The 23,935-nt window shown below is 71.9% G+C and carries 19 protein-coding genes and 1 pseudogene; 15 read left to right on the forward strand and 5 right to left on the reverse strand.

All coding sequences use genetic code 11. The features are described 5' to 3' along the window. Positions 1-155: 155 nt before the first annotated feature. The 3 genes from ACFXDJ_RS29855 to ACFXDJ_RS29865 are packed head-to-tail and all read left to right on the forward strand — an operon-like array spanning position 156 to position 2,639. Entirely contained in the window at positions 156-1,304 is a 1,149-nt protein-coding gene (locus ACFXDJ_RS29855; protein ID WP_384653012.1) for a Rieske 2Fe-2S domain-containing protein, read from the forward strand. Continuing rightward, complete coding sequence (locus tag ACFXDJ_RS29860; RefSeq protein ID WP_384653014.1) at positions 1,304-1,543, forward strand: hypothetical protein; 240 nt, start codon at positions 1,304-1,306, stop codon at positions 1,541-1,543. The genes ACFXDJ_RS29855 and ACFXDJ_RS29860 overlap by 1 nt, the downstream gene beginning before the upstream one ends. Continuing rightward, positions 1,536-2,639 carry a 2Fe-2S iron-sulfur cluster-binding protein gene (locus tag ACFXDJ_RS29865; protein WP_384653016.1) on the forward strand — a complete coding sequence of 368 codons (1,104 nt, stop codon included), beginning with the start codon at positions 1,536-1,538 and terminating at the stop codon, positions 2,637-2,639. Before ACFXDJ_RS29860 ends, ACFXDJ_RS29865 begins: the two co-directional genes overlap by 8 nt. Positions 2,640-2,712: 73 nt before the next feature. Here ACFXDJ_RS29865 and ACFXDJ_RS29870 read toward each other — a convergent pair whose 3' ends face one another. Further along, positions 2,713-3,582, reverse strand: a complete 870-nt coding sequence (locus tag ACFXDJ_RS29870) for an IclR family transcriptional regulator (RefSeq protein WP_384850900.1) — start codon at positions 3,580-3,582, stop codon at positions 2,713-2,715. Between the two features lie 243 nt (positions 3,583-3,825). Here ACFXDJ_RS29870 and hsaA point away from each other — a divergent pair, with 243 nt between their 5' ends. The 5 genes from hsaA to ACFXDJ_RS29895 are packed head-to-tail and all read left to right on the forward strand — an operon-like array spanning position 3,826 to position 8,978. Further along, the gene (gene hsaA, locus ACFXDJ_RS29875; RefSeq protein ID WP_384653020.1) at positions 3,826-4,995 is read left to right on the forward strand and encodes a 3-hydroxy-9,10-secoandrosta-1,3,5(10)-triene-9,17-dione monooxygenase oxygenase subunit; all 1,170 of its coding nucleotides are present in this window, start codon (positions 3,826-3,828) and stop codon (positions 4,993-4,995) included. Continuing rightward, complete coding sequence (gene hsaD, locus ACFXDJ_RS29880; protein ID WP_384653022.1) at positions 4,992-5,861, forward strand: 4,5:9,10-diseco-3-hydroxy-5,9,17-trioxoandrosta-1(10),2-diene-4-oate hydrolase; 870 nt, start codon at positions 4,992-4,994, stop codon at positions 5,859-5,861. The genes hsaA and hsaD overlap by 4 nt, the downstream gene beginning before the upstream one ends. 29 nt (positions 5,862-5,890) lie before the next feature. Further along, positions 5,891-6,796 (forward strand): VOC family protein, encoded by a 906-nt coding sequence (locus ACFXDJ_RS29885; protein WP_384653024.1) that lies wholly within the window; start codon positions 5,891-5,893, stop codon positions 6,794-6,796. Beyond that, the gene (locus tag ACFXDJ_RS29890) at positions 6,784-7,308 is read left to right on the forward strand and encodes a flavin reductase family protein (RefSeq protein WP_384653026.1); all 525 of its coding nucleotides are present in this window, start codon (positions 6,784-6,786) and stop codon (positions 7,306-7,308) included. Before ACFXDJ_RS29885 ends, ACFXDJ_RS29890 begins: the two co-directional genes overlap by 13 nt. Further along, positions 7,305-8,978, forward strand: a complete 1,674-nt coding sequence (locus ACFXDJ_RS29895; protein WP_384653028.1) for an FAD-dependent oxidoreductase — start codon at positions 7,305-7,307, stop codon at positions 8,976-8,978. The genes ACFXDJ_RS29890 and ACFXDJ_RS29895 overlap by 4 nt, the downstream gene beginning before the upstream one ends. On the opposite strand, the gene ACFXDJ_RS29900 is transcribed toward ACFXDJ_RS29895, so the two are convergent. Next, entirely contained in the window at positions 8,975-9,637 is a 663-nt protein-coding gene (locus ACFXDJ_RS29900; RefSeq protein ID WP_384653030.1) for an HAD family acid phosphatase, read from the reverse strand. The two genes, ACFXDJ_RS29895 and ACFXDJ_RS29900, sit on opposite strands and share 4 nt — an antisense overlap. Positions 9,638-9,773: 136 nt before the next feature. After that, on the reverse strand, positions 9,774-10,673 hold the full coding sequence (locus ACFXDJ_RS29905) for a hypothetical protein (protein ID WP_384653032.1): 900 nt from the start codon (positions 10,671-10,673) through the stop codon (positions 9,774-9,776). Between the two features lie 179 nt (positions 10,674-10,852). Between ACFXDJ_RS29905 and ACFXDJ_RS29910 the strand changes: the two genes are divergently transcribed. From ACFXDJ_RS29910 to pepN, 5 genes are all read left to right on the forward strand, one after another. After that, complete coding sequence (locus ACFXDJ_RS29910; RefSeq protein ID WP_384653033.1) at positions 10,853-11,647, forward strand: S1 family peptidase; 795 nt, start codon at positions 10,853-10,855, stop codon at positions 11,645-11,647. A gap of 274 nt (positions 11,648-11,921) precedes the next feature. Then, positions 11,922-12,578, forward strand: a complete 657-nt coding sequence (locus tag ACFXDJ_RS29915; protein ID WP_384653035.1) for a response regulator — start codon at positions 11,922-11,924, stop codon at positions 12,576-12,578. Positions 12,579-12,753: 175 nt separating this feature from the next. After that, positions 12,754-13,953: a sensor histidine kinase gene (locus ACFXDJ_RS29920; protein WP_384653037.1), complete on the forward strand. Its 1,200-nt coding sequence runs from the start codon at positions 12,754-12,756 to the stop codon at positions 13,951-13,953. A 107-nt stretch (positions 13,954-14,060) separates the two neighbouring features. Then, positions 14,061-14,372, forward strand: coding sequence for a chorismate mutase (locus tag ACFXDJ_RS29925; RefSeq protein WP_215030031.1), 312 nt, complete (start codon positions 14,061-14,063; stop codon positions 14,370-14,372). A gap of 49 nt (positions 14,373-14,421) precedes the next feature. Continuing rightward, a complete protein-coding gene (gene pepN / locus ACFXDJ_RS29930) occupies positions 14,422-16,965 on the forward strand; it encodes an aminopeptidase N (protein WP_384653039.1) in 2,544 nt (847 codons plus the stop codon). A gap of 63 nt (positions 16,966-17,028) precedes the next feature. On the opposite strand, the gene ACFXDJ_RS29935 is transcribed toward pepN, so the two are convergent. Continuing rightward, positions 17,029-18,903: a hypothetical protein gene (locus ACFXDJ_RS29935; RefSeq protein ID WP_384653041.1), complete on the reverse strand. Its 1,875-nt coding sequence runs from the start codon at positions 18,901-18,903 to the stop codon at positions 17,029-17,031. Between the two features lie 305 nt (positions 18,904-19,208). Here ACFXDJ_RS29935 and ACFXDJ_RS29940 point away from each other — a divergent pair, with 305 nt between their 5' ends. After that, positions 19,209-20,621, forward strand: coding sequence for a pyridoxal phosphate-dependent decarboxylase family protein (locus tag ACFXDJ_RS29940; RefSeq protein ID WP_384850903.1), 1,413 nt, complete (start codon positions 19,209-19,211; stop codon positions 20,619-20,621). After that, the gene (locus ACFXDJ_RS29945; RefSeq protein ID WP_384653045.1) at positions 20,618-22,027 is read left to right on the forward strand and encodes a lysine N(6)-hydroxylase/L-ornithine N(5)-oxygenase family protein; all 1,410 of its coding nucleotides are present in this window, start codon (positions 20,618-20,620) and stop codon (positions 22,025-22,027) included. Before ACFXDJ_RS29940 ends, ACFXDJ_RS29945 begins: the two co-directional genes overlap by 4 nt. A 25-nt stretch (positions 22,028-22,052) precedes the next feature. Here the strand turns inward: ACFXDJ_RS29945 and ACFXDJ_RS29950 are convergent. After that, positions 22,053-23,863: pseudogene (locus ACFXDJ_RS29950) on the reverse strand (bifunctional metallophosphatase/5'-nucleotidase). Positions 23,864-23,935 lie beyond the last annotated feature (72 nt).

The raw sequence follows: 23,935 nt of genomic DNA on the forward strand, positions 1-23,935 counted from the left end.
CGCCCGCGCCCGCCCCCCCGCGCCGCGGCGCCGGGGGCCCCGCCCGTCCCCGGCGCCGGCGCCGCGGGGGGGGGGGGGCCGCCCCCCCCCCCCCCCCCCCGAGACGGCGGCCTGCCGCACCACGAACCGAACCACAACGAAGTGGAGGGCCACCCATGGCCGAAACGACCGCAGCCGACGAAGCGCCCCGCGTCATAGAGGCTGCCCCCGTGCCCGCGAGATTCGCGAGAGGCTGGCACTGCCTCGGACTCGCCGCCCCGTTCCGGGACGGAACCCCGCACGAGATCGAAGCCTTCGGCACCCGACTCGTCGTCTTCCAGGGCCAAGACACCGGCGAGCTGAGCGTCCTCAACGCCTACTGCCCCCACATGGGCGGCAACCTCGCCCACGGCACCGTCAAGGGCGACACCGTCGCATGCCCCTTCCACGACTGGCGCTGGTCCGGCGACGGACACTGCGCCGCCATCCCCTACGCCCGCCGCGTCCCGCCGCGCGCGCGGACCCGCGCCTGGACCTCCCTGGAACGCAACGGCCAGCTCTACGTCTGGCACGACCCGGAGGGGAACCCGCCGCAGCCCGAGGTCACGATCCCCGTCATCGAGGGCGTCGGCGACCCCGAGTGGAGCGACTGGAGCTGGAACTCCCTGCGCGTGGAGAACTCCAACTGCCGCGAGATCGTCGACAACGTCGTGGACATGGCGCACTTCTACTACGTGCACTACGCCTTCCCGACCTACTTCAAGAACGTCTTCGACGGCCACGTCGCCACCCAGTACATGGAGTCCACCCCGCGCGGAGACGTGGACCTCGGCACCCTCTCCACCGGCGGCGGCCTGCGCTCGGACGCCTCGTACCACGGCCCCTCGTACATGATCGACAAGCTGTGGAGCGACATCGGCGGCGGCGTCGAGCTCGAATCGGTCCTCATCAACTGCCATTACCCCATCGACGAGAACAGCTTCATGCTCATGTACGGGACGATCGTCAGGAAGCTCCCCGGCATGACCGACGAACAGGCCGCCGACGCCGCCCGCCTGACCTCCGAGGGCCTCGCCGTCGGATTCGAGCAGGACGTCGAGATCTGGAAGAACAAGACCCGCATCGACAACCCGCTCCTGACGGAGGAGGACGGCCCCGTCTACCAGCTCCGCCGCTGGTACGAGCAGTTCTACGTGGACCGCGCCGACGTCAAGGACGAGATGGTGCGCCGCTTCGAGTTCGAGATCGACACCACCCGCGCCACCGCCGCCTGGAAGGCCGAGGTCGCCGGGAACCTCGCCCGCCGCGCGGCCGGGGCCCCGTGATGACCCCGGTCGCGTGCGGGGAGTGCGGAGCCCGGGTGCTGTGCGAGAAGTTCAGCCCCGCCCACACCCAGATCCAGTGGACCGAGGAGGCCGCCGTGCTTCCGGGGGGATGCCCGCGCATCGCCGCCGAGGTCGCGGCGGGCGGGCTCGGCGCCCGCGTCCGCTCCTGCGGAGCCCTGCGCGCGAGCATCGAGGCGGCCGTCCTGGAGGGCCGTCTGGAGGTGGCGGCCGATGCCTGACACCGACACCGACAGAGCGGTTACGCCGCCCCGCGCGGCGGAGGCCCGGAGCGCGGCCCCGGCTCCGGCCCCGGGCGGAGCACCCGGCAGGCTGCTGGTCCGCGTCACCGAGCGGATCCAGGAGACCGCCGACGCGGTCTCCCTCGTACTCGACGCGGAACTCCCGTACCGCCCGGGCCAGTTCCTCACGCTCCGGCTGCCCCCGTCGAGCGGAGCGGGCGGCGAAGCCCGCTGTTACTCCCTGGCGGGCTCCCCCCACACCGGGGACCCGCTGCGCATCACCGTCAAGCGGGTCCCCGGCGGCGCCGGATCCGGTTGGCTCTGCCAGAGCGCGGCCGTCGGCGACGAGCTGGAGATCCTGCCGCCCGCGGGCACCTTCACCCCGGCCGACCTGGACCGGGACCTCCTCCTGGTGGCGGGCGGCAGCGGGATCACCCCGGTGTTCTCCATCGCCAAGTCGGCGCTCGCGGCCGGCCGGGGCCACGTCGCGCTGGTGTACGCCAACCGGGACCCCGGCTCGGTGATCTTCCGCGACGAGCTGTGGGGGCTTGCCGAGGAACACCCCGGCAGGCTCACCGTCGTGCACTGGCTGGAGAGCCTCCAGGGACTGCCGGGCGCCGCGCACCTGGGCCCGCTCGTGGCCCCGTACGCCGGCCGCGAGGCCTACCTGTGCGGGCCCGTCCCGCTGATGGACGCGGCCCAGGCGGCCCTGCGGTCGTCCGGCGCCCCGGACGGATCCGTCCACCGCGAGCGGTACTTCTCCCTGAGCGGCGACGTCTTCGCGCCCCTGGCCCCGTCCCCGGCCCCGGAGGCCGGGGGAGGCGCCACCGCCGAGGTGGAGTTGGACGGGGCCGTGCACACCGTGCCCTGGCCGGCCGGGACCCCGCTCCTCGACGCGCTGCTCGCCGCGGGCGTCCCCGCCCCGTACTCCTGCCGCGAGGGCGCGTGCAGCGCCTGCTGCTGCCGGGTGTTGGAGGGCGGGGCGAAGATGGTCCGCAACGAGGTCCTGGACCGCGAGGACGTGGCCGACGGCTACCTCCTGGCCTGCCAGGCGCTGCCGCTCGGCGACCGGGTCCGCGTCACCTACGACGGCTGAACGGAACGGGCCCGGCCCCCTGGCGAGGGGTCGGGCCCGGTCCTTCATTCGCGCGATGGGATACCACTACCCACTACATCCACTCGCTGAACCGCAGCCACCCCATCATGTTGTCCATCGCCTGCGCGGAGACGGCCGGTTCCAGGTCCGGAGCCGGTGCGGACCCGGCCCGGCCCGCGCGGCCGGGCCCGTACAGCTCCCGCCACACCGACCGCGCGCAGGCCAGTACCGCCGGCGCCAGCCGGGACGGCTCCCGGTCCCCGCGGCCGGAGGACACCGACACGGCGGCCACGGCCCGCCCGGCCCCCCGCAGCGGCGCAGCCACGCAGGAGATCCCGCGGAAGCTCTCCTCCCGGTCGTACGCCACCCCCCGCTCGCGGATCGCCGCGAGCTCGGAGCGCAGCGCCAGCGGCCGGATCAGGGTGCGGGCGGTGCGCGGCCGCAGGCCCTGGGCGAGGACGTGCTCCACCGCCGACGGGTCGCTGAACGCGAGGATCGCCTTGCCGGTGGCCGTGCAGTACGCGGGCATCCGGCCGCCGACCCGCGAGGGCACGGTGGTGGCCTCCGAGCCTCCGATCCGCTCCAGGCACACCACCTCGGCCCCGTCGAGCACCGACAGGTGCACCACCCGGCCCGTCTGCTCGTGCAGCGCGTGCAGCAGCGGCAGGGCGGCCCGGCGCAGCCGGTTGTGGTGGGAGGCGAGCGCGCCGAGCTCCAGCATGCGCATGCCCATGCGGTAGTCGCGGCCCTCGCGGTCCAGCCAGCGCAACCGCACCAGCTGGTCGAGGATCCGATGGGCGGAAGAACGCGGGATTCCGGAGCGGCGCACGACCTCGGTGAGCGACAGCCGCGGCTGTGGACCCTCGAAGGCGCCCAGCACCCTCGCGGCCTTCTCCAGCAGCGACAGCGGTGCGAGCTCGGTCTCCAAGACCTGGTCAAGCACGAGAAAACCCCCTGCGTGAGGCGTTGGGGCGACCCTGCCACGGCTCCTGGCCGGAGGGGAAGCACCGGGAGGGGGTTATTTCATTCAGTAATACTTCGAGTAGTAGTTCCGGCGGGCTTCCCGCTCAGCGGGAACACCTCGTTCCGCGCCCGGACCCCCCGGCGTACGTTCCTCGCCATCGATCCAGAACACCCGAAGATCCTTGATCCGAGTTGATCCGAGATGATCCGAGAAGGGGACACCATGAGTGACGAAGAGGTCCTCGCAGCAGTCCGCGCACTCGCCCCCGCCCTCCGCGAGCGCGGTGCGGAGGCCGAAGCGCAGCGCAAGGTCCCCGAGGCGAGCATCAAGGAACTGGCCGCCACCGGCTTCTTCCGCCTGCTCCAGCCCAAGGCCCACGGCGGCCGCGCCGCGAACCCGGCGCTCTTCTACGCCGCCGTGAAGGAGATCGCCAAGGCCTGCGGCTCCACCGGCTGGGTCTCCTCCGTCCTCGGCGTCCACCCCTGGCACGTGGCCCTCTACGACCCCCGCGCCCAGGAAGAGGTCTGGGGCCAGGACCGCGACACGCGGATCTGCTCCTCCTACGCCCCCACCGGCAAGGTCACCGTCGTGGACGGAGGATTCACCGTCAGCGGCCGCTGGCACTTCTCCTCCGGCTGCGACCACGCCGACTGGGCCCTGCTCGGCGGACTCGTCACCGACGCCGACGGCCGCCCCGTCGACATGCGGACCTTCCTGATCCCCCGCGCCCAGTACCGCATCGACGAGGTCTGGGACACCGTCGGCCTGCGCGGCTCCGGCTCCAACGACATCCTCGTCGAAGACGTCTTCGTCCCCGAACACCGCGCGCTGAGCTTCGGCCCCGTCACCGCCCTCCAGGTCCCCGGCCACCGGCTCAACCCCGAGCCGCTCTACCGGCTCCCGTACGCCTCCGTCTTCACCACCACCATCTCCACCCCCATCGTCGGCATCGCCGAAGGCGCCTACGAGGGCTACGTCGCCGCGACCCGCGAACGCTTCCGCGTCTCCTACGGCCAGCAGGTCGCCGAAGACCCCTTCGCCCAGGTCCGGATCGCCCGCGCCGCCAGCGACATCGACGCCTCCTGGCTCCAGCTCCAGCGCAACATCGGCGAGCTCTACGCGCTGGCCGAACGCGGCGAGGAACTCCCGATGCCGCTGCGCACCCGCGCCCGCCGCGACCAGGTCCTCGCCACCGAACGCAGCGTCGCCGCCGTCGACCTCCTGATGGAGAACGCGGGCGGCAGCGCCATGCGCACCGGCGCCAACCCCGTCCAGCGCGCCTGGCGCGACGTCCACACCGGCCGGGGCCACGCCGCCAACGACCCCGAGCGGGCGTTGGTCCTCTTCGGCCAGGGCGCCCTCGGCCTCGACATCCAGGACACGATGCTATGAGCGCGCGGGCACTGACGTGCGAGAACACCTCCCGCACCGCCGAGGCCGGCGCCCTGACCCTGCACTACCACGAGGCCGGCCCCCGGGACACCCCCGACGCCCCCGTCGTGATCATGCTGCACGGCGGCGGCCCCGGAGCCTCCGGCTGGTCCAACTTCGGCGGCAACCTGCCCCACTTCGCCGAACGCTTCCGCACCCTGCTCGTCGACCAGCCCTGCTACGGCCGCTCCGACAAACCCGAACCCGACCGCGACTACTTCAGCTTCAGCGCCAACGCCGTCATCGCCCTCATGGACGCACTCGGCATCGAGCGGGCCCACTTCATCGGGAACTCCCTCGGCGGCGGAGCCGCCACCCGCCTGGTCCTCGACCACCCCGGCCGCGTCGACAAGCTCCTGCTCATGGGCCCCGGCGGCATCTCGCTCAACCTCTTCTCCGCCGACCCCACCGAAGGCATCAAGCGGCTCTTCGAGTTCAGCCTCGCCCCCGAGCCCACCCGCGCACAGATGCGGACCTTCCTCACCACCCTCGCCCACGACCCGGCGATCGTCACCGACGCCCTCGTCGAGGAGCGCTACGCCCAGGCCACCGACCCCGAAGCCAGGCTCGGAAACGCCCGCATGGGCGCCTCCTTCGCCAAGTGGCCCGAGGCCGCCATGCTCTGGCGCGAAGCCCACCGGATCAGCCGTCCGGTGCTGCTGACCTGGGGCCGCGAGGACCGGGTCAACCCCGTCGACGGGGCCTTCCTCGCCCTGAAGACCATCCCCGACGCCCGCCTGCACGTCTTCCCGCACTGCGGGCACTGGGCGCAGACCGAGGCCGCCGACGAGTTCAACCGCCTCGCCACCGACTTCTTCCTCCACTGAACCCCCTGATCCCACCGAGGAGTTCCCCCATGGACATCCGCGCACTCGGATACCTCCGCATCGAGACCGCCGACCTCGCCGCCTGGCGCACCTACGTCCTCGACATCCTCGGCATGGCCGAAGCCCAAGGCACCACGGACACCCTCCTGAACGTCCGCATCGATGATCGCGTCCACCGCTTCCAGTTCGTCGCCGGAACCCAGGACCGGCTGCTCGCCGCCGGGTTCGAGGTCGCGAACGCCCGCGCCCTGGAGGACGCCGCCGCCGAACTGGAGAGCGCCGGCCACACCGTCAAGCAGGGCGACGGGGCCACCCTCGCCGACCGCCGCGTCCAGGGCCTGATCCACTGCGAGGACCCCAGCGGCAACCCCCTGGAGATCTACTGGGGCCAGGCCCAGGACCACAGCCCGCTCGGGACCCCGTACGGCAACCGCTTCGTCACCGGCGGCCGCGAGGGCAGCCTCGGGCTCGGCCACGTCGTCCTGCCCGCCGCCGACACCGAGGTCACCCTCGACTTCTACGAGAACCTCCTCGGCTTCCAGCTCCGCGACTCCATGAAGCTGCCCCCGGTCGCCGTCCCCACCGGCAAGCCCGGCCGGGAGTTCCACTGGATGCACTTCCTCAGCCCCAACCGCCGCCACCACAGCCTCGGCCTCTACCCGGGCGCGCTGCCGCCCGGCATCGTCCACTTCATGGTCGAACTGGAGACCCTGGACGACGTCGGCTACTGCCTCGACCGCATGAACAAGGCCGGCATCCCCATCGCCTCCACCCTCGGCCGGCACTCCAACGACCACATGGTCTCCTTCTACGCCCAGGCCCCCGGCGGCTTCCAGGTCGAGTACGGCTGGGACGGCCTGGTCGTCGACCCCGCCACCTGGACCGCGAAGGAGATCACCTCGGACAGCTTCTGGGGCCACCAGTGGAACGGCTGACCCCACCCGCCGAGGGGGACGCCCGCTCCCGCTCCGTGGACCCCGCCGCCTTCCGCGAGGTCCTCGGAGCCTTCGCCTCCGGCATCACCGTCGTCGCGGCCGTCGCCGACGGCGGCCGCCCGGCGGGGCTGGCCTGCCAGTCCTTCGCCTCCCTCTCCCTCGACCCGCCGCTGGTCCTGCTCTGCGTCGGCAAGGGCTCCTCCAGCTGGCCCAAGGTCCGGGCCGCCGGCCGGTTCGGGGTCAGCATCCTCGCCGAGGAGCAGCGCTCCGTGTGCGAGGCCCTCGGCCGGCCGGGCGAGGAGAAGTTCGCGGGCGTCGACTGGGAACCCTCCGCCCACGGAGCCGTCCGCATCACCGGCGCCCTCGCCACCGTCGACTGCGCCCTCGAAGCCGTCCACGAGGCCGGCGACCACTACCTCGTCACCGCCCGGGTCCTCGAACTGACCACCCGCGACGGCGGCTCACCCCTGCTGTACTACCGCAGCGCCTACGCCACGGGAGCCTTCGGATGACCTCCTCGACCGACTGTGCATACGACGTGGTGGTCGTCGGGTCCGGCGCCGCCGGTCTCGCCGCCGCCGTCACCGCCCGGCTGCGCGGCCTGAGCGTCCTCGTCGTGGAGAAGACCGACAAGTACGGCGGCTCCACCGCCCTGTCCGGCGGCGCGATCTGGGTCCCCGGCAACTTCCACCTCGACCGGGCCGGCCTCGCCGACACCCGCGAGAAGGCCCGTGCCTACCTCGATGCCACCGTCGGCGACCGGGTCCCGGCCGCGCGCAAGGACGCGTACCTCGCCCACGGGCCGCGCATGGTCGAGGAGTTCCACGACCGCACCGAGATCCGCTTCATGTACACCCCCGGCTACTCGGACTACTTCCCCGAGGCCCAGGGTGGCATGGCGCAGGGCCGCTCCATCGAACCGTGCATCGTCGACCTCAAACGGCTCGGCGAGCTGGGCGCCACCATGCGCCGGGCCGGACTGCCCACCTACGGGCTGACCATGACCTCGTACGACTTCCGCTTCCTCAACATGGTCAGCCGGACCTGGGCGGGCAAGAAGACCTCAGTCAAGGTCGGCCTGCGCGCGCTGGGGGCGCTGGCCACCGGCCGCAAGCTCCTCTCCCTCGGGGAGGCGCTCGTCGCCCGCATGCGGCTCTCCCTGGACCGGCTCGGCGGCGACCTGTGGCTGTCGGCGCCGCTGACCGGCCTGGTCACCGACCCGGCCGGGCGGGTGACGGGCGTACGGGTCCTGCGCGGCGGCCGCGAAGTGACCGTAGCGGCGCGGGGCGGGGTGGTGCTGGCCTCCGGCGGGTTCTCGCACGACCAGGCGCTGCGCGAGAAGCACCTGCCCGCGCCCACCTCCACGGCCTGGACGCACGCCTCCGAAGGCCAGAGCGGCGACGCCCTCAGGATCGGAGAGGAACTGGGGGCCGCCACCGACCTGCTGGACAAGGTGTGGGGCGCGCCGTCCGTGTGCCCGCCGGGGGAGAAGCCGTTCTTCCTCGTCGCCGACCGGGGCATCCCGGGCATGGTCATCGTCAACGAGGCGGGGGAGCGGTACGCCAACGAGGCCCTGCCCTACCACGCGTTCGTGGACCGGATGTACGCCGCCGACCGGCCGGAGGCGACGACCGTGCCGTCCTGGCTGATCCTCGACGCCCGCTCCAAGGCCCGGTACATCTTCGCCGGGCTCTTCCCCGGCCAGCCCTTCCCCAGGAAGTGGCTGGAGAGCGGCTTCCTGAAGAAGGCCGACACCCTGGAGGAGCTGGCCCGGCAGACCGCCGCCCCCGGCCTGCCCGCCGCGATCAGCCGCTTCAACGGCTTCGCGCGGGCGGGCGTGGACGAGGACTTCGGTCGGGGCGAGAGCGTCTACGACCGCTACTACGGCGACCCGACGCTCCCCAATCCGAACCTGGCGCCGATCGAGAAGGGCCCCTTCTACGCGGTCCCCGTGCACCCGGGGGACATCGGCACCAAGGGCGGACTGGTCACCGACACCGACGGCCGGGTGCTCCGCGAGGACTCCACAGCGATCGCCGGCCTCTACGCCTCGGGCAACTGCTCGGCGGCGGTGATGGGGGAGACCTACCCGGGGCCGGGCGCCACGATCGGCCCCGCGATGGCCTTCGGCTGGGCGGCCGTCAACGCGATCGCCGCCCAGCTGGACGGCGACAGCGCCTAGGAGAGCTTGCCGCCGTAGTCCGGCAGCTTGACGGTGCGCTCGGCGTGGCCGCCGACCAGGTCGCTCTGGTTGTTGCCGATGTTGGCGATGATCGTGTAGCCGCGCGCCTCGATCTCGGCCCGCTTGGCCGTCTTGTACGCGCTGACCTCGCTGAACAGTGCGGGCAGATCGCGGACGTAGAGGCCCGAGACCGGGTAGCCGACCGCCTTGAGGTTGCGCTCGGTCAGGGAGTACACGATGCCGGGGCGGGCGGTGACGAAGAAGATGGCGACCCCGTGGTCGTTCGCGTACCGGGTCAGGTCACGGACCTTGGCGATCGCGGGTGTCGGGGAGGTCCAGAACCAGTGGAAGTCCGTCTCCAGCGAGGAGTTGTCGATGTCGAGGACGATCGCCGGCTTCTCACCGGCGGGCGATGCGGCGATGCGCTCCTCGATCCCGGGGCGGGCCGCGTCGATGACGGCGGCGACGTCCCGCTGCCAGGTGGCGTAGTCCAGGCCGAGGAACACCGCGTTGCCGCCGGGCGCGGAGGCGGTGGCGGCGCTGACGGCCGGGGCGGCCGCCCGGGCGGGGGCCGCCTGGGCGGCGGCGGCCGGAACCAAGGCCAGTACGGCGGCGGCTACGGCCACTGCGGCGGCGGCGGTGGTACGGGTGCTGCGCATGGGGGACGCTCCTCGGTCACGCATTGACATGTACGGGACCAGGCTGGACGGCCGTCGCCCCCATGTCTACTGGCCGGTAAGTAACTTTTCATGACCGGCGGGTGAACCCCCGTCATGGACCGTGCCGGCCCGTGGCCTAGGTGTCGCACTCCAGGACCGTGTGGCACAGCCCGCAGCGGGCCCGGACCGGTCCGCCGTGGGCGGGCAGCCGCAGCCGCTGCTCGCACACCGGGCACGGGAAGCTCACCCGCAGCCCGCCCGCGTGCTCCTCGAAGCGGTACGCCGCCCCCTGCCCCGGGGCGCTCCCGCCCGCCGCGCGGTCCCGGACGTACCGCCGCCGCTCGGGGCGGCCCGCGGCCGCCAGGGGGGCCCGGCGCAGGTCCTGGTCGGCCAGCGCGCGACCGCGCACGTACGCCTCGTAGGCCTGCGGGCTGGTGAACCACGTGGAGAGGTCCTCGCCGCCCAGCAGCCGGCCGCGCTTGGCGAGGACGTAGCCGAACTCCTCCGGCGTGAGGTAGCCGAGCTTCTGGTGGGTGAGCTCGTCCTCGCGGTAGGCGTCGAGCAGCAGCCAGCCGGCGCCGAGGTACGCGGCGGCGGTGTCCGTGAGGATCTCGTTGGCCTCGGTGGAGGGGAACCGCAGGTCGAGGCGGTGCAGCAGGACGTGCGTCACCTCGTGGGCGAGGGCCGCCGCCAGATCGCGGCGATGGACGCGGAACCGGTCGTTGACCTCGACGAAGTATTCCGGACCGGCCGTCAGCTCCACGGTGGCCGCCTCCTCCATCGCGCGGAAGCTCACCACCATGCGCGCGTCGGGCAGCCGCAGCGCCCGGACCATCGCGGAAGCCACTCGGTGCGCGCCGAGGTACAGGTCGTCGGCCGGGCCGAAGGCGGCGTCGGCGGGGGCGAAGGCGGTGTCGTAGGAGCGGACCCCGTCGCCGGAGAGCCGCCGGAACAGTGCGGTGATGGCCCGGCGGACCGTGTCCAGATGCGGAAATCCGTGCTCAACCGGGCTGCTGTGCCTGCTCTTCCGCGTCATGGGGCCTCCCGCGCCGCACATTGTCCGAAAACGCGTTCTTGAAGCCGATCGTGCGTGCGATGTGTCATGGAGTCTGTCATGAACCCGTCATGTGGACGCTCGCCGTGCGGGCACCCGCCCCACGGACGTCCGTCGTGCACCCGATGACGCGCAAGGCCCAACCCCCCACGAAAGGCAGCGTGTCGACTGTGTCCACCCTTGCCCGAACCTCCGTCCGGTACCTCAAGCGCACCCTCGCCACAGGGGCCGTCGCCCTCGCGGTCGTCAGCCTCCAGCCCGGCTCCGCCACCGCCTCCACGGCCCCCGTCGTCGGCGGAACGCGCGCCGCCCAAGGCGAGTTCCCCTTCATGGTCCGCCTCTCCATGGGCTGCGGCGGCGCCCTCTACACCCAGCAGATCGTCCTCACCGCGGCCCACTGCGTGGACGGATCCGGGAACAACACCTCCATCACCGCCACCGCCGGAGTCGTCGACCTCAACAGCTCCAGCGCCATCAAGGTCAAGTCCACCAAGGTGCTCCAGGCCCCCGGCTACAACGGCAGCGGCAAGGACTGGGCCCTCATCAAGCTCGCCAAACCCATCGACCTGCCGACCCTCAAGATCGCCGACACCAAGGACTACGACAACGGCACCTTCACCATCGCCGGCTGGGGCGCCACCCGAGAAGGCGGCGGCCAGCAGCGCTACCTGCGGAAGGCCACCGTCCCCTTCGTCTCCGACGCCTCCTGCCAGGCCTCCTACGGCAGCTCCCTCGTACCCGCCGAGGAAATCTGCGCCGGCTTCGCCCAGGGCGGAGTCGACACCTGCCAGGGCGACTCGGGCGGCCCCATGTTCCGCCGGGACAGCGCGAACGCCTGGATCCAGGTCGGCATAGTCAGCTGGGGCGAGGGCTGCGCCCGGCCCGACTACCCCGGCGTCTACACCGAGGTCTCCACCTTCGCCACGGACATCAAGAACGCGGCCGCCACGCTCTGACCCGGCCCTCCCGTCGTTCTTCGCGTCGTTCTTCTCGTCCTTCCGGCCCATGCCCACGGGGCCGGAAGGACGAGGCGCGATGCACCAAATGTACGTAACGTCGTCCGCAGTACCGCGAGGCTGGGACACCGCTGCCCCGGCCCCGCGGACCCCTGCCGGCGCTCCGCCGTGCGGTTGCGGGCCGGAGCGCCCGCGGTTCCCATGGGAAGACCCCTGGGGAGAACCCACCAGGTGGGCAAGCACAGTCAGCGGGCGACAGTGGGGCAGGCGGCGCATGACGATCAGAGTGATCATCGCGGACGACCAGGAGATGGTCAGGACCGGATTCCGGATGATCCTCGAAAGCCAGCCGGACATCGAAGTGGTCGCCGACGTCGTCGACGGCGAAGCCGCCCTCGCGGCCGTCGCCCTGCACCGCCCCGACGTCCTGCTCCTCGACATCCGCATGCCACGCCTCGACGGGCTCGAAGTCACCCGCCGCCTCTCCGGCAGCGACCGCCCCCGCATCGTCATCGTCACCACCTTCGACCTCGACGAGTACGTCCACGCGGCGCTCCACGGCGGAGCCTCCGGCTTCCTCCTCAAGGACGCGAGCCCGGCCATGCTGGTTGAAGCGGTCCGGGCCGCAGCCGTCGGAGACTCCCTCGTCTCACCCGCCATCACCGTCCGCCTGCTCCGCGAAATGGCCCTCCGCACCCCCGCCTCCGTGGCCGCCCGCCGCCCGGCGGAGCCCCTGACCGACCGGGAACGCGAAGTCGTACGCTGCCTCGCGCGCGGCCTGACCAACGCGGAGATCGCGGCCGAGCTCTACGTCTCCCTCTCCACGGTCAAGACCCACCTGGCCAACGTCCAGACCAAACTCGACGCCCGCAACCGCGTCGAAATCGCCGCCTGGGCCTGGGAAAGCGGCCTGGCAGGCACTCCGGCGTGACCCAAATCCAGCCCCTCCGGCGTTTGAGGAGCGGGGTCTGGGGCGGCGCCCCAGGAAGGCGGCGCGCAGCGTCCCCCACGACGTCCACCCCCACGGGCCCGGCCCCCACCGCCCCGCGCACCGGTACTCGTACCCGCACCCGTACCCACGCGACCCGCGGAGCCGGAGGCAACCGATGAGCCCCCTGGGCCCATGGGCCCGCCGCCACCCCTACATCGCGGACTGGATCCGGATCATCCTCTCCGTCACCCTCCTCGCCCTCGTCAGCTTCGAGGGCGTCGTCCTCGCCCGCCAGCCCAGCGCCCCCCACGCCGCCGTCTGGGTATCCGGCATCCTCGTCTGCCTCAGCGCCGCGCCCTGGCCCGGCATGCCGCTCATCGCACGCGCCTGGTTCGCCGCCACCGTCACCTGGACCGTCACGCTCCTCCTGATCTTCGGCAACCACCCCGTCGTCGTCTGGGGCGGCGGCGAAGCCATCGCGCTCCTCGTCCTCCTCACCCAGATCCTGCTCCGCGCCCCCGCCCGCACCGCCGCCGTACTCGGCCCGCTCCTCGGGCTCGGCTGCATGGCGGTGCCCGTCCGGGACACCGACCCGGGCCGGTTCACCCTGCTCTTCTCCGTGCTCGCCGTGGTCGTCGGCGCCTACTCGCTGCTCCTGCGCCTGCAGTCCGTCCAGCGCGTCCGCGAGCTGCGCGCCGTACGCAGCGCGGAACGCCTGGAACTGGCGCGCGAGCTCCACGACCTGGTCGCCCACCACGTGACCGGCATCGTCGTCGAGGCACGGGCCGCCCGGTTCACCAACGTCTCCGCCGAACGCGCCGGCGAGATCTTCGGCCGCATCGAGTCCGCCGGGGACGAGGCCCTCGGCTCCATGCGCCGCCTCGTCAAGATCCTCCGCGAAGGCGCCGAAGACACGGGCGCGGGCGGCCCCGGACCGGCCCCCGGACAAGCCCCCGGCACGGGCACGGGCACCGCCCCCGTAGCCGGCCTCCGCGAGATCCGCGAACTGGCGGAACGGTTCACCGCCACCGGCCCGCCCCTGGTCCTCTACATCGAGGACGGCCTGGAGACCAGGCTCCCCGCCGACGTCGCCGCCACCGCCCACCGCATCGTCCTCGAAGCCCTCACCAACATCGGCAAGCACGCCGCGACCGCCACCGCCGTCCGGATCGGCCTGCGCACCGTCCCGGCCGGCCTGGAGGTCCGCATCGCCGACGGCGGCGGCCGCCCCCTGCGGCTCTCCGAGAACGCCCGGGGCGGCGGCTACGGCCTCGTCGGCATGGCCGAACGGGCCGAGGCCCTCGGCGGCTCCCTCACCGCCGGCCCCGCCCCCGAAGGCGGCTGGCTCGTCACAGCGGTCCTACCGCTCTCCTAGGCCGTCTCCGGCCGGTCTCGGATGATCCACGTGGGTTCGTACCCCCGCCGTCTCACTGGCCGACTGGCCGAGGAACCGGACGCGCCCGCCACGTATTCTCGGGAACCATGAACACCAGCGACATCGACGAGACCGTCACCGCAGAACTGGCCCGCCTGAGGGACAGCATCGACAACATCGACGCGGCCGTGGTGCACATGCTCGCCGAGCGCTTCAAGTGCACCCAGCAGGTCGGCCACCTCAAGGCCCGCCACCAGCTGCCCCCGGCCGACCCGGGCCGCGAGGCCAGCCAGATCGCCCGGCTGCGCCAGCTCGCCGAGAACGCCAAGCTGGACCCGGCCTTCGCCGAGAAGCTCCTCAACTTCATCATCGCCGAGGTCATCCGCCACCACGAGACGATCGCCGCGGGCGAGGAGTAGCCGCCCGGGGCCCTGGGGCCCGGCGCCGTTATCCGGCAGCATGGGCCCCATGTCCGCATTGACGCGCAACGAAGCGCAGCTCCGAGCCCAGCTCCTCGACGTCCGCCACTACGAGGTCGCCCTCGACCTGACCACCGGCGACGAGACCTTCGAGTCCCGTACCGTCATCCGGTTCTCCGCCCGCACCGCCGGAGACACCTTCGTCGAGCTGAAACCGGACGAACTGCACTCCGTAGAGCTCGACGGACACCCCCTGGACCCCGCCGCCCTCACCGACGGCCGCCTCCCGCTCACCGGCCTCGCCGAAGGCCCCCACGAGCTCCGCATCGAAGCCCGCATGCGCTACTCCCGCACCGGCGAAGGCCTCCACCGCTTCACCGACCCCGTGGACGGGGAGGCGTACGTCTACACCCAGATGTTCCTCGACGACGTCCAGCGGGTCTTCGCGGCCTTCGACCAGCCCGATCTGAAGGCCGTCTTCGAGTTCACCGTCACCGCCCCCGCGCAGTGGACCGTCCTCACCAACGGCATCACCACGCGCATCGGCGACCGCGAAGGCGAGGGAGAGGGCGAGGGCAACGGCGACGGCGCCAGCGACGGCACCGGCGCCGGAATCTGGAAGTCCGCCCCGACCCCCGTCATCTCCACCTACCTCGCCGCCGTCGCCGCAGGCCCCTGGCACAGCATCCGCACCGAGCACGCGGGAATCCCCTTCGGCCTCCACTGCCGCCGCTCCCTCGCCCCGTACCTCGACGCGGACGCGGAGGAGATCTTCTCCCTCACCACCGACTGCTACGACCGCTTCCACGAGAAGTTCACCGAGCCCTACCCCTTCGACTCCTACGACCAGGCCTTCGTACCGGAGTTCAACGCGGGCGCCATGGAGAACCCGGGCCTGGTCACCTTCCGGGACGAGTTCGTCTTCCGCTCCGCCGTCACCGACAACGAACGGCAGCGGCGCGCCGTGACCATCGCCCACGAGATGGCCCACATGTGGTTCGGCGACCTCGTCACCCTCAGCTGGTGGGACGACATCTGGCTCAACGAGTCCTTCGCCGAATACATGGGCTACCAGACCCTCGTCGAAGCCACCCGCTTCACCGAGCCCTGGACCGGATTCGGCATGGAACGCAAGCCCTGGGGCTACGACGCCGACCAGCGCCCCTCCACCCACCCCGTCGCCCCGGACGCCGCCTCCGTCCCCGACACCGCCTCCGCCCTCCTCAACTTCGACGGCATCTCCTACGCCAAGGGCGCCTCCGCGCTCCGCCAACTCGTCGCCTGGCTCGGCGAGAAGGACTTCCTGGCCGGCATCAACACCCACTTCGCCCGCCACAAGTTCGCCAACGCCTCCCTCGCCGACTTCGTGGACTCCCTCGCCGCCCACACCGACCGCGACGTCCACGCCTGGGCCGAAACCTGGCTGCGCACTACGGGAGTCGACACCCTCACACCGCGCATCGAGGAGAACCACGGCGGCTGGACCCTCACCGTCGACCGCACCGGCGGCCGCACCCACCACATCGCGGCCGGCCTCTACGACCAGGCCCCCGACGGAGCCGTCGAACGCCGGGAGATCCTCGCCCTCGACGTACCGTCCGACGAGATCCTCTCCGTCGGCGGCCCGCGCCCCGCCCTCCTCGTTCTCAACGACGGCGACCTCACCTACGCCAAGGTCCGCCTCGACGGGACCTCGCTGGAAACCGCCCTGCGCGGCATCTCCCGCATCCCCGACGCCCTCACCCGCGCCGTCGTCTGGAACTCCCTGCGCGACATGGTCCGCGACGGCGAACTCGCCGCCGCCGACTACCTGGCGACCGCCGAAGCCCACGTACCCGCGGAAACCAACCTGGAGATCGTCCAGAACGTACTCGGCTTCGCCCGCAACCAGATCGCCGACCGCTACCTAGCCCCCGAACACCGCACCGCAGCCCTCGCCACCCTCACCTCCCTCACCCGCGCCCTGCTGCGGCGCACCGAGGACGGCTCCGACCCCGGCCTGCGGCTCGTCGCCGTCCGCGCCTTCATCGACAGCGCGACCCAGCCCGACACCGTGGCCGCCTGGCTCGCCGAAGGCACCGTCCCCGGCGGCCCCGAACTCGACCCCGAACTGCGCTGGCGCATCCTGGCCCGGCTGTCCGTACTCGGCGCGGTCGACGGCCAGGACATCGACGCGGCCCTCACCGCGGACCCCAGCGCCACCGGCCAGGAAGGCGCCGCCCGCTGCCGCGCCGCCCTGCCCACCCCCGAGGCGAAGGCCGCCGCCTGGGACCGGCTCTTCCACGACGACACCCTGTCCAACTACCTCTTCACCGCCACCGCCCAGGGCTTCTGGCAGCCCGAACAGACCGACCTCGTACGGGACTACGTCGCCCGCTACTACCCCGAGGCCATCGGCGTCGGAGCCCGCCGCGGCCCGGCCATCGGCGAGGCCGCCGGCCGCTGGGCCTTCCCCGCCCACCACGCCGACGAGGCCAACCTCCAGGCCGGCCACGCCGCCCTGGAGGACCCGGAGATCATCCCGATGCTGCGCCGCGTGCTCGTCGACCAGCTCGACGACCTCGCCCGCACCCTGCGGGTACGCGGGGCGTAGGCCGTCTCTCACCGGACGACGCGGGCCCGACCGGCAACGTCCGAAAGAGACGGCCCAGCCGGCCTAACGGATACAGCCGACGATCTGCACCGACACCTGGGCACTGGCCGTCAGGCCGCTGCCCGGGTCGGTCGCGGTGAACACCAGCGGATACGTCCCGTCGGGCAGCAGCGGAACCACGAAGCTGCCCGACGGGCCCGCCCCCAGCGCCACCGGCCCGTTCGGTCCCTTCAGCTGCCAGGCCGTGTACTGCGGATCGGTGATGGCCCGGTCACCCGGCCGGGTCCGCGCCGAACCGGCGAAGTGCTCCTCGCAGCCGCGCCGCAGCTTCCCGCCGTCGCCCGGCTGCGAAATGGCCACCGCCGGTTTCTGCGGCTGCTGCGGTGCGCTCGTCGACGGCTGCGGGTTCCCGCCGTTGGTGGGCCGGCCGGGGGAGGCCCCGGGAGAGTTCGGCGTACCGGACGAGGGCGGGGCACTGCGCCCCGGGGACTGCGACGGCGACGCGGACGGGGACACCGACGGCGACGCGGACGCGGACGGGGACACCGACGGCGACCCCGAAGCCGGAACGGAAGGATCCAACGCCCCCGGCACCGAAGGCAGGTCGGGCCGCCCCACCGACGTCGGCGAGGGCCCCTTCGCGGGCGAGGTGGCCTTCGCGTCGACCGTCGCACACACCGCGCTGGCGATCATCGGCTGCGCGTCCGGTATCGGGGAGACACGCAGCCTCTGGTCGTCCCCGCCATGCGCGTCCGCGTCGAGGTAGACGTTGCCCGTCGAGGTCTCGGCGTCACTGTGCTCGACCCACGCCGAATCGTGGTACAGCCCGTCACGCTTCTGCTGGTTCACCCCCGTGACGTGCCAGTCCCTCACCCGGCTGCCCGACGGCGTACCCGCCACCGCGGGCCCGTTCGTCCCCGCGAACAGCCAGCCGTCCCCGAAATACCGCTGCGGGGCCTCCAGCGCCCCCTCCTCGTTCGGCGTCGGGAAAATGAAACCGCCACCCAGCAGCAGCCGGTTCTTGGGGCAGGTCACCGTCGCCTGCGCGCTGCCGCCCGCCGCGACCGCCACCTGGGCCGTCACCACCGAGACGCTCTTCAGCTTCACGCAGACCGGCCGCACCCCCACCGCGAAGTTCGCCTGCGGCGGCTGAGGAGCCAGGAGCAGCGTCATGCGCAGCACGTCCGTGGAATCCCGCAGCGGGAACGGACGGGAGCTCAACTCCGTACCCGGGTTCAGCCTCGCGATGAAATTACTCGCACCGGCAGCCGCGGGGGCAGGGGCAGTGGCCCCGGCCGGACCGGGTATCGCCGTCTGCGGCGTCAGCCGGTCCAGCGGAACCGGCGCCACCGGCCGCCCCGGCCGGACCCGGTCGGCCTTGAACTCGGCGCCCACCATGGTGAATCCGTCCGCGCAGCTCGGTCTGGCCATCGTCGTGGTCGGCGCCCCCGCGAACGGGCCGTCGGTCGTCACGTCGTGAATGCTGCCCCCCGGCGCGGCGAGCTTGTTCCCCCTGTCCAGGAACGCGTACGCGGGAAACTGGAAATCGAGGTTGCCCTCGATCTCCGGCTTCGCGTTCACACACAGCGCGTACGAGGTCAACGTCGACGGAGCATCACCCGGGTTGAACGCCGAAGCCAGCCACGCACCCCCGATGAAATGGCTGTTCGTCGCGAAACCCGACCCGGCGATCGCATACCCGCCGCCCAGCGCCGTCTCGTGCGCCAGACACCCCGCGACCGTCAACTGCTCCCCGCCCGCCGGCACCGACACCGACGTACTGCGCTGGACCACCACCACCGGCTCGGGCCCCTGCGACGTCCACCACACACCCGCACCGGCCGCACCCGCGACCACCACGGCCCCCGCGGCGACCATCGCCACCGTCTTACCGCCGATCGCGCCGGCCACCTTCGCCAACACTCCGGATCCAGCCATCGGGTCCCCTCCCGCAGAGCACGCGCGCCCCGTGCCGAGGGCACTGTAATGCCACCGCGACCTGCGTCCCAGAGCCCGGATTCCCAAGATTTCCCCATCCCGATCCGGCCATCCCCACCTCACCGCCACCCCACCGCCGGCCAGTCCCGCCCCGAACGGCCGTACCGGCCGGACAGCCGAAAACCGCCCCCGCCGCACCCCCGACGGTTACCCCATTCGGGTCTGATCGTTGTACCGCCCGGGTGCCCGGCCCCCTCGACGGGGCAACACCCGCCGACGATCCTTTCCCGTGAGGACACAACCGCATGACAGCGCCCCCCGGCACAGGCAGAGGCACCGCCCCGCTCGCCGGCGGAGCCCACGGCGCCGACGCCCTGCGGCCCCTCCTCGACACCGTCCTCGACGCCCTCGCCACCGGAGCCCGCGCCCGCGGCGGCCCGCTCCCCGCAGGCGGACCCGAAGCCGTGACCGCCCGCGTCGAAGCCGCACTGGGCGACCTACTCCCCGACCACGGGCACGGCGATCACGAAGCGCTACGGACCCTCGTGCACACCCTCGCCGCAGGCGCCGCCGACCCCGCCGACCCCCTGTGCGCCGCCCACCTGCACTGCCCGCCCCTCGCCGTCGCGGCCGCCGCCGACCTCGCCGCCAGCGCCCTCAACCCCTCCCTCGACTCCTGGGACCAGGCCCCCGCCGCCTCCGCGATCGAAGCCCTCCTCACCCGCACCCTCGCCGCCGAGTTCTACGACACCCCGCACCCCGACGCGGTCCTCACCACCGGCGGCACCGAAGCCAACCAACTGGCCGTCCTCCTCGCCCGCGAACGCCACGGACCCCGCCTCACCGTCCTGCACGGCGCCAACGCCCACCACTCCATCCCGCGCGCCGCCTGGCTCCTCGGCCTGCCCCCCGCCCGCGCCCTCCCCACCCCCAACGGGACCCTCGACCCGGCCACCCTCGCCGAAGCCCTCGCCGACACCACCGGCCCCGTCCTCGTCACCGCCACCGCCGGCACCACCGACGCCGGCCTCATCGACCCCCTCGGCCCCCTCGCCGACCTCTGCGACCAACACCGCGCAGGCCAGCACCGCGCCGACCTCCACATCGACGCCGCGTACGGCGGCCTCCTCGCCCTCAGCCCCCGCCACCGCCCCAAACTCGCAGGCCTCCACCGCGCCCGGTCGATCACCCTCGACCTCCACAAACTCGGCTGGCAACCCGTCGCCGCCGGACTCCTCACCGTCCCCGACACCGCCCTGCTGGCCCCCCTCGCCCACCAGGCCGACTACCTCAACGCCGAAGACGACACCGAAGCCGGCCTGCCCGACCTCCTCGGCCGCTCCCTGCGCACCACCCGCCGCGCAGACGCCTTCAAAATCGCCGCCACCCTGCGCTCCCTCGGCCGCGACGGCCTCACCCACCTCATCGACCGCACCTGCGCACTCGCCGAACACCTCGCCCGGCTCCTCGAAGCACACCCCGCCTTCGAACTCCACGCGGCGCCCACCATCAGCACCGTCCTCTTCCGGCCCACCCAGGCCGACGACACCCGGCTCGCCGCCCTGCGCCGCACCCTCCTCCTCGACGGCACCGCCGTCCTGGGCCGCGCCACCGCGGACGGCCGCCTGTGGCTCAAAGCCACCCTGCTCAACCCCCACACCACCGCAGGGGACCTGGACACCCTCGTGAACCTCCTGGAAGGCAGCACCCAGCGATGACCGCCCAGCTCGATGCACCCCACGACCTCGTCGGAATCGGCATCGGCCCCTTCAACCTCTCCCTCGCCGCCCTCGCCCACGGCCTGCCCCACCAAGGCGCCGGCGAACTCGCCACCGCCTTCTACGACCAGCGCCGCGACTTCCGCTGGCACCCCGGACTCCTCATCGACGGAGCCACCCTCCAAGTCCCCTTCCTCGCCGACCTCGTCACCCTCGCCGACCCCGCCAGCCCCTGGTCATTCCTCAGCTACCTCAAGCACAAGGAACGACTCTTCCCCTTCTACTTCGCCGAGCGCTTCCACATCCAGCGCGCCGAATACGACGCCTACTGCCGCTGGGTCGCCGGCCGCCTCCCCGGACTCCACTTCGGCCACCAGGTCGACGCCGTCCGCTGGAACCCCGAACGCGACCTCTTCGAAGTCGACTTCACCCAACTCGACGCCGACGGAGAAGCCGAAGCCCTCGGCCGCACCTACACCCGCAACCTCGCCCTCGGCATCGGCACCGCCCCCTACGTCCCCGAACCGCTGCGCCCCCTCGCCGAAGCCCCCACCGTCCCGGTGATCCACTCCTCCGAATACCTCGACAACCGGCAGCGCATCCTCGGCGCGGACCACGTCACCGTCATCGGATCGGGCCAGTCCGGAGCCGAGGTCTTCCTCGACCTCCTGCGCTCCCGCCCCGCAGGCCGCGAGCGCCTCACCTGGCTCGCCCGCACCCCCTCCTTCGCCCCCATGGAGTACTCCAAGCTCGGCCTGGAACACTTCACCCCCGACTACACCCGCTACTTCCACGCCCTCCCCGAACAGGTCCGCGACCGCCTCGTCCCCGCCCAGTGGCAACTCCACAAGGGCATCGACGCCGACACCATCGCCGCCATCCACGAGGAGCTCTACCGCCGCACCCTCGACGGAGGCTGGCCCGACGCCGTCCTCACCCCCGGAGTCAGCGTCCGCACCGCCGGCCGCGTCGCCACCACCAAGGTCGAACTCCACCTCGAACACACGGACCAAGGCACCCGGTCCCGCCTCACCACCGACGCCGTCGTCCTCGCCACCGGCTACCGCGAACGCTCCTTCACCAGCCTCCTCGCCGGACTCGACCCCTACATGCGCAAGGACTCCTCCGGCCGCCCCCGCATCGACGACCGCTACCGGATGATCCTCGACCCCTCCGTCACAGGCAGCGTCTTCGTCCAGAACGGCGAACGCCACACCCACGGCGTCGGAGCCCCCGACCTCGGCCTCGCCGCCTGGCGAAGCGCCGCCATCCTGAACACCCTGACGGGCAAGGAGCCCTACCCGCAGCCCACCCGCACCGCCTTCACCACCTTCGGCCTCGAACAGCGGGAGCACTCCCGCCCACAGCCCGCGGGGGAACTGCTCCCACTGGTCGAGCACCCATAAGAAGAAACGTTAAGAGGATCAGTCCTTAGAAGACGGGTATGCCGGCCCGGGTCAGACGCCAGTCCACGGATGCGAACTGCGCCGGGTCCACCGTCCCCTTCGCCTTCACCCACTGGATGATCGTGTTACGGATCTCATCCGAATTCGCCCACAACTGCTTGGCCTTCGGCACGTGCGGGAAGTTGCCGCCACCAGAAGCGCGGTAGTTGTTCACCGCCAGCACGAACTGCGCCGCCGGATCCACCGGCTTGCCCTGGAAAGACAGCCCCGTGATCCGCGAACCCACCGGCTCGGACACGTCGATGTCGTACGTCAACCCGTACACGGCGTCGTAGTTGTAGTCCGGCGTGCTCTCCGAGTTCGTCAGCTTCGCCGGATCCACCACCTCGCCCGGCGCCGTCCGCACGTAGTACTTCGCCGAATACTCCAGATACGCCTTCATCTGCGCACCCGTCATCAGCCGCGCCTCCAAGGTGTTCTCGAACGGATACAGACCCGCCGCGTCCTTGATGGTCACCTGACCCGCCGGGATTGCCGCCGTCCGGGAGAAACACGAAGCCTGCGACAGCACCGGCAGCGCCGCCCACTCCGTACCCGCCAGCGCCGCCTTCACCGTCTCGGCCTGCACATGGCTGATCAGGTCGATGATGGCCACGTCCTTGACCGGACCGTCCGCCGAGGACATCGCCTGCGTGGACGTACCGATCACCTGATTGACGTAGTCCACCACCTTGCGGTGCTCGTCCGACAGCAGCCGGACTATCTTCGGGTCCTCCACCGCCGTATTCGAATTCAGCACCCGCGCCGACACCTTCGCCACCGACCAGCAGCCCTTCGCCCAGGTCAGCTCGAAGTCGAACAGCGTCAGCCGCTGCCCCACTTCAGCGGCTCCGACAGCACCACGTCCTTGCCGGTCGCCTTGTTCTTCACCCGGTACTCCGGGATCTCCGTGTGCGCGTGCCCCACCAGGATCGCGTCGATCCCCGGCACCTGCTCCGCCACCAGACCCGCCGCGTTCTCGATGTACGGCAACTGGTCACCGTACGAAGACGTACCGCTCGAACCCGAATGCGCCGACACGATCACCACATCCGCACCCAGCGACCGCAGCCGCGGCACGTACTTCGCCGCCTGCTCCTCAAGGCCCGGGAACGTCATCTTCCCCTGCACGTTCGCCTTGTCCCAGATCGCGATCCCCGGATTCGTCAGACCCAGCACCGCCACCTTCACATCCCGCCCGTGCGGAGTGCGCAGCCGGTGCATGCTGTACGGAGGGAACGCCGGCCGCAACGTCTTCGCATCCAGCGCGTTCGCCCCCAGCAGCGGGAAATCACACTGCTCCTCGAACTTGCGCAGCACCGGAATGCCGTAGTTGAACTCGTGGTTCCCCAACGCCGCCGCGTCGTACCCGATCGCGTTCATCGCCTGCGCCATCGGATGCACCGGACCACGCCGCGCGGTGATCGGATCCACCTTCGCGTAGTAGTACGACAACTGCGTGCCCTGAATGGTGTCACCGGCGTCGATCAACAGCGTGTTGCGCCGCCCCTTCTCCGCCCGCACCTGGTTCACCAACGTGGAGATCTTCGCCAGACCCACATCGTTGTGCGCCTTGTCGTCGAACTCCTTGTCCGTGAAGTAGTCCCAGTTGAAGACGTTCCCGTGCAGGTCCGTCGTCCCCATCACCGTGAACGCGTACGTCCTCGGCCCCGCGGCCGAAGCCGCCCCGGCAGCCCCGTCGGCCGCGACGGCCGGGGTGCTCGTGGCCCCCGCCAACGCCACAGCCGCACCCGTCGCAGCCGAAGTACCCAGAAAAGTCCTGCGGTCGAACGCCATGCCATCTCCCCTTGTGAGGTGCGTGTGTACATGTAGGCAACGCGCGTAGATTCTGACGCAGCAGTAAGAAGA

The organism is Streptomyces sp. NPDC059443, assembly GCF_042750105.1.
In the GTDB taxonomy this organism is placed as follows: Bacteria; Actinomycetota; Actinomycetes; order Streptomycetales; family Streptomycetaceae; genus Streptomyces.

Excerpts from the sequence above, each read along its gene's own strand:
- ACFXDJ_RS29905 (WP_384653032.1), bottom strand. The coding sequence starts at position 10,673 with ATGACGCGGAAGAGCAGGCACAGCAGCCCGGTTGAGCACGGATTTCCG.
- hsaD (WP_384653022.1), top strand. The coding sequence starts at position 4,992 with ATGAGCGCGCGGGCACTGACGTGCGAGAACACCTCCCGCACCGCCGAG.
- ACFXDJ_RS29935 (WP_384653041.1), bottom strand. The coding sequence starts at position 18,903 with ATGGCTGGATCCGGAGTGTTGGCGAAGGTGGCCGGCGCGATCGGCGGT.
- pepN (WP_384653039.1), top strand. The coding sequence starts at position 14,422 with ATGTCCGCATTGACGCGCAACGAAGCGCAGCTCCGAGCCCAGCTCCTC.
- ACFXDJ_RS29940 (WP_384850903.1), top strand. The coding sequence starts at position 19,209 with ATGACAGCGCCCCCCGGCACAGGCAGAGGCACCGCCCCGCTCGCCGGC.
- ACFXDJ_RS29860 (WP_384653014.1), top strand. The coding sequence starts at position 1,304 with ATGACCCCGGTCGCGTGCGGGGAGTGCGGAGCCCGGGTGCTGTGCGAG.
- ACFXDJ_RS29925 (WP_215030031.1), top strand. The coding sequence starts at position 14,061 with ATGAACACCAGCGACATCGACGAGACCGTCACCGCAGAACTGGCCCGC.
- ACFXDJ_RS29920 (WP_384653037.1), top strand. The coding sequence starts at position 12,754 with ATGAGCCCCCTGGGCCCATGGGCCCGCCGCCACCCCTACATCGCGGAC.
- ACFXDJ_RS29915 (WP_384653035.1), top strand. The coding sequence starts at position 11,922 with ATGACGATCAGAGTGATCATCGCGGACGACCAGGAGATGGTCAGGACC.
- hsaA (WP_384653020.1), top strand. The coding sequence starts at position 3,826 with ATGAGTGACGAAGAGGTCCTCGCAGCAGTCCGCGCACTCGCCCCCGCC.
- ACFXDJ_RS29865 (WP_384653016.1), top strand. The coding sequence starts at position 1,536 with ATGCCTGACACCGACACCGACAGAGCGGTTACGCCGCCCCGCGCGGCG.
- ACFXDJ_RS29895 (WP_384653028.1), top strand. The coding sequence starts at position 7,305 with ATGACCTCCTCGACCGACTGTGCATACGACGTGGTGGTCGTCGGGTCC.
- ACFXDJ_RS29855 (WP_384653012.1), top strand. The coding sequence starts at position 156 with ATGGCCGAAACGACCGCAGCCGACGAAGCGCCCCGCGTCATAGAGGCT.
- ACFXDJ_RS29885 (WP_384653024.1), top strand. The coding sequence starts at position 5,891 with ATGGACATCCGCGCACTCGGATACCTCCGCATCGAGACCGCCGACCTC.
- ACFXDJ_RS29945 (WP_384653045.1), top strand. The coding sequence starts at position 20,618 with ATGACCGCCCAGCTCGATGCACCCCACGACCTCGTCGGAATCGGCATC.
- ACFXDJ_RS29900 (WP_384653030.1), bottom strand. The coding sequence starts at position 9,637 with ATGCGCAGCACCCGTACCACCGCCGCCGCCGCAGTGGCCGTAGCCGCC.